Origin of the sequence: Variovorax ginsengisoli (genome assembly GCF_030811835.1) — a bacterium.
Taxonomy (GTDB): Bacteria; Pseudomonadota; Gammaproteobacteria; order Burkholderiales; family Burkholderiaceae_C; genus Variovorax; species Variovorax ginsengisoli_C.
Genome location: NZ_JAUSRO010000015.1, coordinates 124,450 through 137,619, shown reverse-complemented (window position 1 = coordinate 137,619; position 13,170 = coordinate 124,450). Strand labels below are relative to the sequence as shown.

Genomic DNA, 13,170 nt, shown 5'->3' with positions numbered 1-13,170 from the left:
TGGCGAAGCTTAGGTCATCGATTCTTAGCCCAGCATGAGCACGCAGCAGCGCTCAGAAACGCTCGTCCGCCCCAAGGTACCGCCACTGTCCGGCGGGCAGGTTGCCCAGCACCACGCGGCCGATGCGGATGCGTTTGAGGCCCACCACCTTCAACCCGACCTGCTCGCACATGCGGCGGATCTGGCGCTTCTTGCCCTCCTTGAGCACGAAGCGCAGTTGTTCGGGGTTCTGCCAATCGACGCGCGCTGGCTTGAGGGCCTGGCCGTCCAGGCTCAGCCCGTGGCGCAGGCGGGCGAGCTGGGCGGGCGGGAACACGCGCTGCACGTCGGTCGTGACATCGCCCTGCGCGCCAGGTCCACCACTGGCACCGCTGTAGGGCGACCAGGTCACGCGCACCAGGTATTCCTTTTCGATGCCCGAATCCTCGCCGATCAGCTGGCGCGCCACGCGGCCGTCCTGCGTGAGCACCAGCAGGCCGACCGAGTCGATGTCGAGCCGCCCGGCCGGTGCCAGACCGCGCAGCTGGGGGGGCGAGAAGCGGTTGCTGCTCGGGTCTTCGCGCCAGTGCGTGCGCGGATTGATCAGCGCCACGGCCGGCTCGTGGCCGTCCTCGGCTTGGCCGCTGACGTAGCCCATCGGCTTGTGCAGGATGATGGTCACCTGCGTGGCCTGGTGGCCCTGCGCCTTCTTGTCGACCTCCACGCGGTCGGCCGGCGTCACCTTCACGCCCATCGGGGCGACCTGGCCATTGACCTTGACCCAGCCCTGCTCGATCCAGGCGTCGGCTTCGCGCCGCGAGCAGATGCCGAGCTCGGCCATGCGCTTGTTCAGGCGCACCGCGCCGGGAGGAGAGGAAGTAGGCTCATTCATGATCCCGTCGATTGTCCACAACCGCGCGCCCACGCGGGCGACGATGCCGGAAATACAGGATCAGCGCCGCGGTGGCCAGCCCGATCCAATAGTCGACCGGCGCGCCGAAGAGCCAGTGCTTGTGCCACGTCACGAGCGCCGGATCGAAGCGGCTCCAGCCCCACGCCGGATTCAGCAGGAACCACTGGAAATCCTCGGCCACCCAGAACACGATGAGTCCGACCAGCGCCAGGCCGGCGTCGCGCCAGGTCCAGCGCGCCTGGAACGCGAGCGGCGAGAAGAACACCAGCGCCATGAAGGTGAAGACCCAGGCGTGGTAGCCGGTCATCGCGCGACCGCCCCAGAAGATGTCGAGCAGCCAGTGGTGCTCGATGCGCCAGGTCGGCAGGCTGGTGGCCCAGCCGGCGCCGCCCTCGATCTGGATTTCCGCATGCGCGAAGAAGAAGGCCATGACCAGCACCCAGGCCAGGTAGATCACGGTGCGGCGAAGGCTGCGGTCGTTCATCGGTAGAGGGTTCAGGGGTTTCATCAGGTTCCCAGCACGCGGTCGAGCACGCACTGCGCTGCGTCGGGCCGACCCAGCGCGCGGCTGCGCAGGGCCATGTGCGCGAGCCGCTCGGGCGCCGCCATCAGGCCGGCGAGCTTGTAGCCCAGTCCGATGGTGTCGTAGGCCAGCCAGGCCGCGCCCTCCTCCATCAGGAAACCGGCGTTGTGCTCCTCCTGCCCGGGAATCGGCGAGACCAGCAGCATCGGCTTGCCCAGCGCCAGGCATTCGGCAATGGTCAGGCCACCCGGCTTGGTGACGACCAGGTCGGCAGCAGCCATGAGCCGGTGCATCTCCCCCGTGAAGCCAACGGGCAGCAACCGCCCCGGGTGGCGCGCTTGCAGCGCCTGCAGAGCGGCCAGTGTCGCGGCGTTGCGCCCGCCCACGGCGATCACCTGGAAGTCGCAGCCGGGCCCATCGAGCGCCAGTGCATGCGCCACCCGGGCCGCGAGATTGCCCACACCCGCGCCGCCCGCCGTCATCAGCACCACGCGGCGGGTGGGGTCGAGCCCGAGCCGCCGCACATTCGCCTCGCGCTGCAACGCCGGCGCATCGGGCACCGAGAATTCGGGCATCACCGGAATGCCGGTGACGTGGACGTGCGCGGCGGGCAGTCCGCGCGCGCGCATGCGGAAGGCCACCTCCTCGGTGGCCGCCAGATAGCCCTGCAGGCCCGGCACGATCCACATGTTGTGCAGGTCGTAGTCGGTCACCTGCAGCCAGACCGGGCCGTCGAGCCGACCGCGGTTGCGCTCGCGCATCAGCAATTCGGCCGGCAGGAAATGAGTGCAGACGATGGCCGCGGGCCGCACGCGCCGCACCTCGCGCAGCAGCGCGCCCGCGCTCGCGCGCTCGATGCCGCGGCGCAGACGCTGCGAAACCGCGCTGTGCGGCGTGCTGTCGGTCTTCTGGTGCAGGTACGACCAGAGATCGGGCGCACGCTGGACCAGTTGCAGGTACCAGTCGGTGTAGATCTTGCGAAAACCCGCGGCCATGTGGGCCATGGCGTCGATGTGCACGGCACCGCAAGCGGGTGCGCGCGCCTGGGCGGCGGCGCACAGCGCCTGGGCGGCGCGGACGTGGCCGTTGCCGGCGCTCACGCTGAGAACGAGAAGTGGGGTCATTGAAGCCTGCGGCCGCGGAATGCTGCCGATGCCGGAAATTATGTGGAGCTTTGATGACAGTGCGTCACACAGCGCGAGCGCACACGGCGCCCCCCGGCGTCAGGTCACCAGCCGGTAGCCCACGGCCGTCTCGGTGATCAGGTGCCGCGGCTGGGCCGGGTCGGCCTCCAGCTTCTGGCGCAGGTGCCCCATGTAGATGCGCAGGTAGTGGCTCTGCTGCGCATGCGACGGCCCCCAGACCTCGCGCAGCAGCTGACGGTGCGTGAGCACGCGCCCGACGTTGGCGACCAGCACGCCGAGCAGGCGGTATTCGGTGGGCGTCAGGTGCACCTCGGCACCGCCACGCCGCACCAGCCGTGCCACGCGGTCGACCTCGACCTCGCCGAAACGGAACACCGCCTCGCCAGGCTCGCCCGCAGCCGCTTCACCCCCCGCCGCGCGCGGCCGGCGCAGGTTGGCGCGCACGCGCGCGAGCAGTTCCCCCGTGCCGAAAGGCTTGGTCAGGTAGTCGTCGGCACCGGCATCCAGCGCGGCGATCTTGTCGGCCTCGTCCATGCGCGCCGACAACACGATGATGGGCACCGTCGACCACCCTCGCACGTCCTGGATCAACGAAACGCCATCGCCGTCGGGCAGTCCCAGGTCGAGGACCAGCAGGTCGGGCTGGCGCGTGCCCGCTGCGGCAAGCCCTTCGCGCAGCGTGCCGGCCTCATGCACCTGCCAGCCCTCGGCCTCGAGCGCGCCGCGCACGAAGCGGCGGATCTGGGGTTCGTCTTCGATGACGATGGCGACGGGACTGGGCATGGTGAGTCTTCAACAATCAAGCCGGCGCCTCGAGCGCCTCGGGTGGCGCGCGGCGAGGCAGCACGAGCGTGAATTCTGCACCGCCGCCCTCGGCATTCGCCGCCTGGATGGTGCCACCATGCGCACCCGCGATCGCCTTGCAGATCGCCAGGCCGAGCCCGACGCCGGGCGTTGCCGATTCGGGCTCGCCGCGCGTGAACTTGTCGAACAGCAACTGCTCGCGCCCGTGCAACGCCGGCGGCAGGCCAGGGCCATGGTCGCGCACGGCAAGCACCAGTGTGTCGCGCGTGGCATGGGCACTGAGCACCACCGGCGCCGCGCCGTACTTGGCCGCGTTCTCCAGCAGGTTGACCAGCACGCGCTCGATCAGCACGGCGTCGAAGTCGACCAGCGGCAGGTCGACCGGCAAGGCGGTCTTCACGGTCATCGTGCCCAGCGCGGGCTGGGCCGAGCGAATGGCCGCCCCCACCACCTCCTCGACCGACTGCCAGTCGCGCCGCAGGTTGACGGTGCCACCGGCCATGCCGCTTTCCAGCCTGGCCATGTCCAGCAGGTTGTTGACCAGCGCATGCAGCGCGCGCGCCTGCGCGACGATCGCGCGGGTCACCTCCCTGTGCGTATCGGGCGATGCGGTCTGCAGCGACTCGGCCAGGCCGATGAGCGCAGTCAGCGGCGTTCGCACGTCGTGCGAAATAGCACCCAGCAGCGTGTTGCGCAGCCGCTCCGACTCCATCTCGACCACCGCCTGCTGCGCCACCTCCACGTAGTGCACGCGTTCGAGCGCGATGGCGATCTGGCGCGCCAGCGTGTCGAGTTGCTGCGCCTGCTCGGGAATCAGCAGCCAGCGCGGCTGCGCGGGTGCGAGCGCGAGCACGCCCCGCACGCGCATCGGTGCCTTCAGCGGCACGTAGTGCCAGGGCTGCGCGGCCAAAGTGGCAGTGGCGAGGCCGGCGGGCTGACCCTGGCGAAAGGCCCAGTCGGCCACGCTCGCATCGAAGCCCGATGGTGGCGACGTCGGCATGACGAGGCGGTCGTTCGCGTCAGTGACCAGCACCCGTGCCTGGCCGCCGAAGTGGCCCTGCACCGCCGCAGCGCCGAGTTCGACGACCTGCGCGCTTTCGAGCGCGGCCGAGAGTTCGCGCGTGAGCTCGAACAGCGACTGTGCACGCCGCTCGCGGCTGGTCGACACGCCCGCGGCAAAGCGCAGCCCGGCCGTGAGCTGACCCACCAGCAGGCCGACACCGAGCATCACGATGAAAGTCACGAGGTACTGCACATCGCCCACCGCGAACGAGAAGCGCGGCGAGACGAAGAAGAAATCGAAGGCCGCGACGTTGAGCAGCGCCGCCAGCGCCGCCGGCCCGCGGCCGAAGCGCATCGCGATGCCGACCACGCCGAGCAGGAACAGCATCACGATGTTCACCTGCTCCAGCACGCCCGAGAGCGGCGTGGCGATCAACGTGACCGCCACGCCCATCGCCGCGGCCCACATGTAGCCCGTCCAGCGCGACTGCGGCCGGTCAGCGACGTCGGGGATGCCGTCGCTGCCCACCACGTCGCGCGTGGCGCCGAGCAAGGTGCGGCCGAGGTGGCGCGAGCTTTCCGAACGCGCCGTCTCGACGATGTCGAGCGCGGGTTCGAGCCGCGCCAGCTCGCGCGAGAGCGAAGCCGACGGCCACCACCGGCGCCAGCCCGCCACCGGCGCCGCGCGCCCGACCACCAGCGTCGCGCAGTTCAGCCGCTGCGCTTGCGCGGTGAGCGCCTGCGCCACGTCGGCGCCGGTGAGCACCGCCGTCGCCGCGCCCAGTTCCTCCGCGAGCTTGAGCACGGCCAGGATGCGGTCGCGCTGCGCGGCCGGCAGGCGCTGCAGCGACGGCGTCTCGACGTAGGCGGCGTGCCAGCGCACGTTGAGCTGGCCGGCCAGCCGCGCGGCCGTGCGCACCGTCTGCGCCGCGCCTTCGTGCGGGCCGACGCACGCGAGGATCGCCCCCGAGGTATTCCAGGCCTGCGGCCCACCATCGCCGTTCGGGCCGGACTGCTCGACGCGCCAGCCGCGCACGTCGTCCTCCACATGCTCGGCAGTACGGCGCAACGCGATCTCGCGCAGCGCGATCAGGTTGCCCTTGCGAAAGAAGTTCTGCGCCGCGCGCTCGGCCTGCTGGGGCAGGTAAACCTTGCCGGCCGCCAGGCGCGCGGTGAGCTCGTCGGGCGTGACGTCGACCAACACCACCTCGTCGGCCTCGTCGAGCACGGTGTCGGGCACCGTCTCGTGCACCCGCACGCCGGTGATGGCGCCCACCGTGCCGTTGAGGCTCTCGAGGTGCTGCACGTTGAGCGCCGACCAGACCTCGATGCCGGCGGCGAGCAGCTCCTGCACGTCCTGCCAGCGCTTCGCATGGCGCGAGCCGGGCGCGTTGGAATGCGCCAGCTCGTCGACCAGCAGCACGGCGGGCTTGCGGGCCAGCGCCGCATCGAGGTCGAACTCGGCCAGCGTGCGGCCGCGGTAGGCGATATCGCGCAGCGGCAGGCGTGCCAGCCCGGCCAACAGCGCGGCGGTCTCGCTGCGGCCATGCGTCTCGACCACGCCGATGAGCACGTCGCGGCCGGCGGCACGCTCGCGCTGCGCGGCCGCGAGCATCGACCAGGTCTTGCCGACGCCTGCGCTCGCACCAAAGTAGATGCGCAGACGCCCACGCCGGGCGCGGGCTTCGTCGCTGCGCATCTGCGCGAGCAGTGCGTCGGGGTCGGGGCGGGCTTCTGTCACACGGCGAGCTGAAAAATCAAGTGATGGGGGACATCAGGCTGGCGCGACCCATGCGCGCCTTTTCTTCGGTGCTAGGCTTTGCATCGCCGAATACAGAGGTGCCCGCATCACGCGGCAAACCCGATCGGCATCGTTGAAAACAGTATGTCAGCGCGCTGACACAAGGAGGTACTGATCATGGCAGAAAGGCCAATCATTTGCGTGGGCGACACCACGACGCACGGCGGCACCGTGCTCGAAGGCTTCTCGAACTTCGATGTCTACGGACGGCAGGCATCCGGCAAGGGCCACAAGGTCCGATGCCCCCAATGCAAAGGCATCTTTGTCATCATCGAAGGCGCGGAAAACCGCACCGTTGGCAACGTGCCGCTCGCATTGGAAGGCATGCTGACTTCTTGCGGTGCCGCGCTGGTCGCATCGCAGCGTGCGGCCACTGCGGAGACGGGAGACATCGCGGCCGCGAGCGTGGCGTTCGGCGCGATGGCAGACGCCGGGTCTGACGACCGGCCGATCAGCGAAGCCGCAAAGGACTATGACCAGCAATTTCAGGTCCTCGATGAAGTGACGGGCGAACCGGTCGCGAATCGCCGCTACCGACTGACCATCGGCGGCATGCGCTTCGAGGGCACCACCGACCACGAAGGCAAGACCCAGCGAGTGAGCGCGAAGAGCGAACTGGACGCTCACCTGGATGTGCTGCCGGAGGGTGAGTAACATGGTTCTACAAGCCATCGGCCCCATCGTTTCGATCACTGCTGCGTTGACGTTCAAGAGCGACACACAGCCGGTCAAGGTATATGTCAAAAAACCTCGCGGCACCTTGTATTGGGGCGGCGCAGGGTTGGATGGGCCATACATCAAACCTCAGATGGAGGCATTCCAGCGGGCAGGTATTGAACACGTCAACATTGGACTGACAAACACTGCCAACAAAGAGATTGGCGACCGCATTGGACCCCTGATTGACGCGATCCGGGCAGGTCTGCTGATTCGCTATGAAGACGACGATGAGTGGGTCATAACAAGCGGAATGACTGATGCATCTGCGCAGTTCAATTTGATCGGTTACTCCTATGGCTCCTTGCTTGCCGCACAGACAGCCAACTTCTATGCAAACAAAGGACACGTCATCGACCATCTCGTGATGATCGCATCCCCAATCAGTGAGGACTTCCTTACGAAACTCAAAGGGGCCAAGAACATCAAGAAGGTTGTCGTCGTAGATTTGACCCAGTTTGGCGACCCTATCCATGCAGGCATCTCGCAAGCAGCCCTGATCGAGGGTATGGCAACCTTAAAAAGACAACAGGACGCCGGCCTTGGCGAAGGACACTTCTACTATGCGCACATCGTGAAAGACAGCAAGTCTCGCTGGAACGCTCTGGCACAAAAAATGGTTGCTGCGGGGTTGCGATGAGGCGCGCGTGGGTTTCGCATCTAGTCATTCTGTGGAACCTTCCACAAATTCTTGTATCGGCAGCAACGGCCACCTATGCCATTTGGTTTGCTGACTATGAGCAACGCAACGTCGGGCCAGTTGTCAGCCAAGCTGCGGAAACGATCCTCGTAATCTTGGTCACCCAGATTCTGAATCTCGTGATCTGGTGGGTGCTTCGCAAGCGTCCGACCGAAGTGCGCCTCCTTGGCAAGATCGTCGTCTTTTCCTTGGTCGCAACGATTTTGCTGTTCTGGCTCGGCAGTCATTTCATCTATGCGGGAAGAGGGTGAACCCCGTGGCGCAGTGTCAAGGCATCGATGACGGGTCCTTGCGCCGATCAGGGTGCGGATGCCGCCGCGCGGTGCGCGACAGCACAAACCATGCGAAGCCTAGCGGAATGAACAGGGCCGCCAGCGCGAGGAGCGCGTACAGCAGGTCGGTCGACATGGATTTTCGGCTCAACGCGCGGCGTCGAGCGCCAGATTGAGTGCCAGCACGTTCACGCGCGGCTCGCCGAGAAAGCCGCCGAAAGGTGCTTCGGTGTGACGCGCGATCAGCGCGTTGACCTGATCAACCGGCAGGCCACGCACCCGAGCGACACGCCCCGCCTGGTACGCGGCTGCAGCCGGGCTGATGTCCGGATCGAGTCCGCTGGCCGAGGTGGTGACCAGGTCGACCGGCACCGGCGCCGTGTTGCCCGGGTCGGCTGCGCGCAGTGCCTCGACACGTCCCTTGACCGCATCGACCAGCGCCGGGTTCAGCGGTCCGAGGTTGGCGCCGCCCGACGCGGCGGCGTTGTAGGGCATCGGTGCGGTGGCCGACGGGCGACCCCAGAAGTGCTTCGGGTCCGAGAAGTTCTGGCCGATCAGCCGCGAGCCGACGACCTTGCCATCGCGTTCGATAAGGCTGCCGGCGGTCTGGTCGGGGAACACCGCTTTCGCGGCGCCGGTGACGGCCAGCGGATAGAGCAGCCCGGTGAGCGCGCTCAGCAGCACGAAGAGCACGAGGGCGGGGCGGAGAATGGTTTTCATGGTGTCTCTTTCAGACGAGGTGGACGGCGACCAGCAGCCAGTCGATCAGCTTGATGCCGACAAAGGGCACGACCAGGCCGCCCAGGCCGTAGATGGCGAGGTTGCGGCGCAGCAGCGCGGCGGCACCGACGGGCCGGTAGCGCACGCCCTTGAGCGCCAAGGGGATCAGGAACACGATCACCAGGGCATTGAAGATGACGGCGCTCAGGATGGCTGACGACGGGCTAGCGAGCCGCATCACGTTGAGCGCGCCGAGCTGCGGATAGGTCGACACGAAGATCGCCGGGATGATCGCGAAGTACTTCGCCACGTCGTTGGCGATCGAGAAGGTCGTGAGCGAGCCGCGCGTCATGAGCAGCGCCTTGCCGGTCTCGACCACCTCGAGCAGCTTGGTCGGGTTGGAGTCGAGGTCGACCATGTTGCCCGCCTCCTTCGCGGCCTGTGTGCCGCTGCCCATCGCCACCGCCACGTCGGCCTGCGCCAGCGCGGGGGCGTCGTTGGTGCCGTCGCCGGTCATCGCGACCAGCCGGCCTTCGGCCTGGTACTGGCGGATCAGTGCGAGCTTGTCTTCGGGCGTGGCTTCGGCCAGGAAGTCGTCGACGCCCGCCTCGGCCGCAATGGCGGCGGCGGTGAGCTTGTTGTCGCCGGTGATCATCACCGTCTTGATGCCCATCGCACGCAGCTCGGCGAAGCGCGACTGGATGCCGGTCTTGACGATGTCCTTGAGTTCGACGACGCCAAGCACGCGGTTGCCTTCGGCCACGGCCAACGGCGTGCTGCCGCGGCGCGCGACTTCGTCCGCCGCGCGCAGCACCTCGGGTGCCATCTGGCCACCGCGGGCCTCGACGTACTTGCGCACCGCTTCGACCGCACCCTTGCGCAATGGGATGACATCGGCATCCAGGCTGTTCGAAGCCGCAGGCAAGTCGACGCCGCTCATGCGTGTCTGCGCCGTGAAGGGCACGAAGCCCGCGCCCGCGACAGCGCTGTCGTCGGTGCCGCCGCGACGGGCCAGCTCGACGATGCTGCGGCCTTCGGGCGTTTCGTCCGGCAGCGACGCGAGCAGCGCGGCGCGCGCCAGCCGCTCGGCCGTCACGCCTGGCGCCGGCACGAAAGCGCTGGCCTGGCGGTTGCCGTGCGTGATGGTGCCGGTCTTGTCCAGCAACAGCACGTCGACGTCGCCGGCGGCTTCCACCGCACGGCCCGAGGTCGCGATCACGTTGGCCTGCATCATGCGGCTCATGCCGGCCACGCCCACGGCCGACAGCAGGCCGCCGATGGTGGTCGGGATCAGGCACACCAGCAGTGCGACCAAGGCGGTCAGCGACACCACCGAGCCGGTGCCCATCGCGCTCACGCTGAACACCGAGAAGGGCAGCAGCGTGACGGTGACCATCAGGAAGACGATGGTCAGCGCGACCAGCAGGATGGTCAGCGCGATCTCGTTGGGTGTCTTGTGACGCTTGGCAGCCTCGACCATGCCGATCATGCGGTCGAGGAACGATTCGCCAGGGTTCACGCTGATGCGCACCACCAGCCAGTCGGACAGCACGCGGGTGCCCCCGGTCACGGCCGAGAAGTCGCCGCCCGACTCGCGCACCACCGGCGCCGATTCGCCGGTGATGGCGCTCTCGTCGACCGAGGCCACGCCTTCGATGACCTCGCCGTCGAGCGGGATCACGTCGCCGGTCTCGACCAGCACGACGTCGCCCTTGCGAAGATTCGGCGCCTGCTCGGGAAGAAAGGCCGCACCGTGATGCGGCTCCTTCAGCTTCTTCGCCCAGGTGTCCTTGCGCAGCCCGCGCAAGGACGCAGCCTGTGCTTTGCTGCGGCCCTCGGCCAGGGCTTCCGCGAAGTTGGCGAAGAGCACCGTGAACCACAGCCAGACGGTGATGGCCAGCACGAAGGCCGGCGGCATGCCCGTGTCGCCGGGGAAGCTCAGCGCGTGCACCCAGAGCAGCGTCGTGAGGATGCTGCCGATGTAGACGATGAACATCACCGGGTTGCGCCATTGCACGCGCGGGCTCAGCTTGGCGACGGCGCCCCACAGCGCGGGCTTGACCAGCGCCATGTCGAAGAGCGAAAGGGAACTTGCAGTTTTCGAGGTCATGGTGCGACCCTCACTTCCAGAGCATCAGGTGCTCGACGACCGGGCCCAGGGCCAAGGCGGGCACATAGTTGAGCAGGCCGACCAGCAGCACAGTGCCGACCAACAACGCCACGAACAGCGGGCCGTGCGTGGGCATCGTCCCGGCCGTGACCGGCAGGCGTTTCTTGGCGGCGAGCGCGCCGGCGATGGCGAGCACCGGCACGATCATTCCGAAGCGGCCGAGCCAAACGGCCACACCCAGCAGCGCGTTGTAGTAGGGCGTGTTGGCCGACAGGCCTGCGAAGGCGCTGCCGTTGTTGTTGCCGGCCGAGGTGAAGGCGTAGAGGATTTCCGAGAAGCCGTGCGCACCGGGGTTGGCGATGCCCGCCTTGCCCAGGCCCATGCTCACCGCCAGCGCCGTGCCTGCCAACACGATGATCGGCGTGATCAGGATGGCGATCGACGTGAGCTTCATCTCGTGCACCTCGATCTTCTTGCCGAGGTATTCGGGCGTGCGGCCGATCATCAGGCCGGCAATGAACACCGCGAGGATCGCGAAGATCAGCATGCCGTACAACCCGCTGCCGACGCCGCCGAAGACCACCTCACCCAGCTGCATCAGCACGATCGGCACCAGGCCGCCCAGCGGCGTGAAGGCATCGTGCATCGCGTTCACCGCGCCGCACGAGGCCGCCGTGGTGATGGCCGCGAACAGGGCCGACGCCGTGATGCCGAAGCGCGTTTCCTTGCCTTCCATGTTGCCGCCAGCCTGCAGCGCGGACGCCATCTGGTCGACGCCCAGCGACTGCAGCAGCGGGTTGCCCGCCTGCTCGGCCGGGATGATGACGACCACCGCGGCGACGAACAGCACCGTCATCGCGGCCAGCACCGCCCAGCCCTGGCGCAGGTCGCCGACCACGCGGCCGAAGGCGAAGCACAACGCCACCGGGATCAGCAACATCGCCAGCATCTGTACGAAGTTGGTGAGCGCCGTCGGGTTCTCGTAGGGGTGCGCGGAGTTGGCGTTGAAGAAGCCGCCGCCGTTGGTGCCGAGCATCTTGATGGCTTCTTGCGACGCGACCGGGCCCACGGCCAGTGTCTGTGTGGTGGTGCTGGCGTCTTCCATCACCGGCGCGCCGGCAGCGTCCTTGAGCGGCTGGCCATCGGCATCGTTCTTCGGCTGCTGGTAGGCGAGCGTCTCGACCGTGGTCACGGTCTTGTAGGCATCGAAGTTCTGGATCACGCCCTGACCGGCGAAGAACATCGCCAGCACGAAGGAGATCGGCAGCAGCAGCCAGGCGGTGATGCGCGTGATGTCAACCCAGAAGTTGCCGACCGAGCCCTTGCCGTCGGTATTGCGCGCAGCGAAGCCGCGCGCCAGCGCAAAGGCCACCGCGATGCCCGTTGCAGCCGATAGAAAGTTCTGCACCGTGAGGCCGAGCATCTGCGTGAGATAGCTCATGGTCGCCTCGCCGGTGTAGCCCTGCCAGTTGGTGTTGGTGACAAAGCTCACCGCCGTGTTGAACGACGAGTCGGGCGACACGGCGGCCATGCCGGCCGGGTTGAGCGGCAGCACGGCCTGCAGACGCTGCAGGCCATACACAGCCAAGGCGCCGATGGCGTTGAACGCCAGCAGCGCGAAGGCGTAGGTGCGCCAGTGCATCGATTGGCCGGGGGCGACCCCGGCGAGTTGGTAGAACGGCGCTTCGACGCGCTGCATCCAGCGCGGCAGGCGGCCATCGCACAGGGCGGCAAGAAAGCGGCCCAGCGGCCAGCCCAGCACCACCAACGCGACCAGCAACAGGACCAGCAAGCCCCAGGCAGACGTGGTCATGTCAGAACTCCTCGGCGCAGATCAGCGCGAAGACGAGGTAGGCGAACAGGATGACGGCGATCAGGCCGCCCGCGCCATAGAGCACGTCGAGGCCGATCACGTCCGCGCTCCCGACGAGGCTACCGGTGCCTTTTCACGGCCCTTCGGCGACGCGAGCTTGTGCAGCCCCACCACCATCTGCGCCACTGCGACCCACAACACGGCGACCGCCGCGATCCATACGATGTCCATCTGTCACTCCTCTGTACGAGACACAGCGGTGAGTCTCGCGAGAGGCCCGTAAAAACGGGGAACAGAGCCGGGGCGCGGCCATAAAGAAAGCGTAAAGACCGCTGCCCGCACGGGGCGGGCAGCGGTTGCGAACCTGTCATGCACGGATGACCGTTAGAGGTGCGGGGGCACTGGGGAATCTGGAGGCGCGACCCGGAGTCGAACCGGGCTACACGGATTTGCAATCCGTTGCATAACCGCTTTGCTATCGCGCCATGCGCCACCGAAAGGCTCGGCGGCGAAAAAAAAGGAAGCGCGTGGGCTTCCTTTTTCAAAAATGGAGCGGGATAAGAGACTCGAACTCTCGACCTCAACCTTGGCAAGGTTGCGCTCTACCAACTGAGCTAATCCCGCGTTTCTGAGCTTTGAATTATAGCCATAGAAATCGCCACTTGCCAAGT

The 13,170-nt window shown here is 67.4% G+C and carries 14 protein-coding genes and 2 tRNA genes; 3 read left to right on the top strand and 13 right to left on the bottom strand.

Annotation, left to right across the window (positions count from 1 at the left end; genetic code table 11):
• Positions 1 to 52: 52 nt before the first annotated feature.
• The 5 genes from J2W36_RS21405 to J2W36_RS21385 form a co-directional block, all read right to left on the bottom strand.
• Entirely contained in the window at positions 53 to 871 is an 819-nt protein-coding gene (locus J2W36_RS21405; RefSeq protein ID WP_307691791.1) for a pseudouridine synthase, read from the bottom strand.
• A complete protein-coding gene (locus J2W36_RS21400; RefSeq protein WP_307691790.1) occupies positions 864 to 1,400 on the bottom strand; it encodes a hypothetical protein in 537 nt (178 codons plus the stop codon). The genes J2W36_RS21405 and J2W36_RS21400 overlap by 8 nt, the downstream gene beginning before the upstream one ends.
• On the bottom strand, positions 1,400 to 2,539 hold the full coding sequence (locus J2W36_RS21395) for an MGDG synthase family glycosyltransferase (RefSeq protein WP_307691789.1): 1,140 nt from the start codon (positions 2,537 to 2,539) through the stop codon (positions 1,400 to 1,402). Before J2W36_RS21395 ends, J2W36_RS21400 begins: the two co-directional genes overlap by 1 nt.
• 99 nt (positions 2,540 to 2,638) lie before the next feature.
• Positions 2,639 to 3,343, bottom strand: a complete 705-nt coding sequence (kdpE, locus tag J2W36_RS21390) for a two-component system response regulator KdpE (RefSeq protein ID WP_307691788.1) — start codon at positions 3,341 to 3,343, stop codon at positions 2,639 to 2,641.
• A gap of 16 nt (positions 3,344 to 3,359) precedes the next feature.
• Positions 3,360 to 6,065, bottom strand: coding sequence for a DUF4118 domain-containing protein (locus tag J2W36_RS21385; RefSeq protein ID WP_307691829.1), 2,706 nt, complete (start codon positions 6,063 to 6,065; stop codon positions 3,360 to 3,362).
• 243 nt (positions 6,066 to 6,308) lie between these two features.
• Here J2W36_RS21385 and J2W36_RS21380 point away from each other — a divergent pair, with 243 nt between their 5' ends.
• Genes J2W36_RS21380 through J2W36_RS21370 form a run of 3 tightly spaced genes read left to right on the top strand, consistent with a single transcriptional unit; the run spans position 6,309 to position 7,835 of the window.
• Entirely contained in the window at positions 6,309 to 6,821 is a 513-nt protein-coding gene (locus J2W36_RS21380; RefSeq protein ID WP_307691787.1) for a PAAR domain-containing protein, read from the top strand.
• 1 nt (position 6,822) lies between these two features.
• Positions 6,823 to 7,524, top strand: a complete 702-nt coding sequence (locus J2W36_RS21375; protein WP_307691786.1) for a lipase family protein — start codon at positions 6,823 to 6,825, stop codon at positions 7,522 to 7,524.
• On the top strand, positions 7,521 to 7,835 hold the full coding sequence (locus tag J2W36_RS21370; protein ID WP_307691785.1) for a cytochrome c oxidase subunit 2A: 315 nt from the start codon (positions 7,521 to 7,523) through the stop codon (positions 7,833 to 7,835). The genes J2W36_RS21375 and J2W36_RS21370 overlap by 4 nt, the downstream gene beginning before the upstream one ends.
• 16 nt (positions 7,836 to 7,851) lie before the next feature.
• Here J2W36_RS21370 and J2W36_RS21365 read toward each other — a convergent pair whose 3' ends face one another.
• The 8 genes from J2W36_RS21365 to J2W36_RS21330 form a co-directional block, all read right to left on the bottom strand.
• Positions 7,852 to 7,992, bottom strand: coding sequence for a hypothetical protein (locus J2W36_RS21365; protein ID WP_307691784.1), 141 nt, complete (start codon positions 7,990 to 7,992; stop codon positions 7,852 to 7,854).
• 11 nt (positions 7,993 to 8,003) lie between these two features.
• Complete coding sequence (gene kdpC, locus J2W36_RS21360; protein ID WP_307691783.1) at positions 8,004 to 8,576, bottom strand: potassium-transporting ATPase subunit KdpC; 573 nt, start codon at positions 8,574 to 8,576, stop codon at positions 8,004 to 8,006.
• Positions 8,577 to 8,586: 10 nt separating this feature from the next.
• Entirely contained in the window at positions 8,587 to 10,686 is a 2,100-nt protein-coding gene (gene kdpB / locus J2W36_RS21355; protein ID WP_307691782.1) for a potassium-transporting ATPase subunit KdpB, read from the bottom strand.
• 10 nt (positions 10,687 to 10,696) lie between these two features.
• Entirely contained in the window at positions 10,697 to 12,499 is a 1,803-nt protein-coding gene (gene kdpA, locus J2W36_RS21350; RefSeq protein WP_307691781.1) for a potassium-transporting ATPase subunit KdpA, read from the bottom strand.
• Between the two features lies 1 nt (position 12,500).
• Positions 12,501 to 12,599, bottom strand: coding sequence for a K(+)-transporting ATPase subunit F (gene kdpF, locus J2W36_RS21345; RefSeq protein WP_307691780.1), 99 nt, complete (start codon positions 12,597 to 12,599; stop codon positions 12,501 to 12,503).
• Complete coding sequence (locus J2W36_RS21340) at positions 12,596 to 12,730, bottom strand: hypothetical protein (RefSeq protein ID WP_307691779.1); 135 nt, start codon at positions 12,728 to 12,730, stop codon at positions 12,596 to 12,598. Before J2W36_RS21340 ends, kdpF begins: the two co-directional genes overlap by 4 nt.
• A gap of 180 nt (positions 12,731 to 12,910) precedes the next feature.
• Positions 12,911 to 12,984 (bottom strand) — tRNA-Cys (locus J2W36_RS21335).
• A 63-nt stretch (positions 12,985 to 13,047) separates the two neighbouring features.
• A tRNA-Gly gene (locus J2W36_RS21330) sits at positions 13,048 to 13,123 on the bottom strand.
• Positions 13,124 to 13,170: the final 47 nt, after the last annotated feature.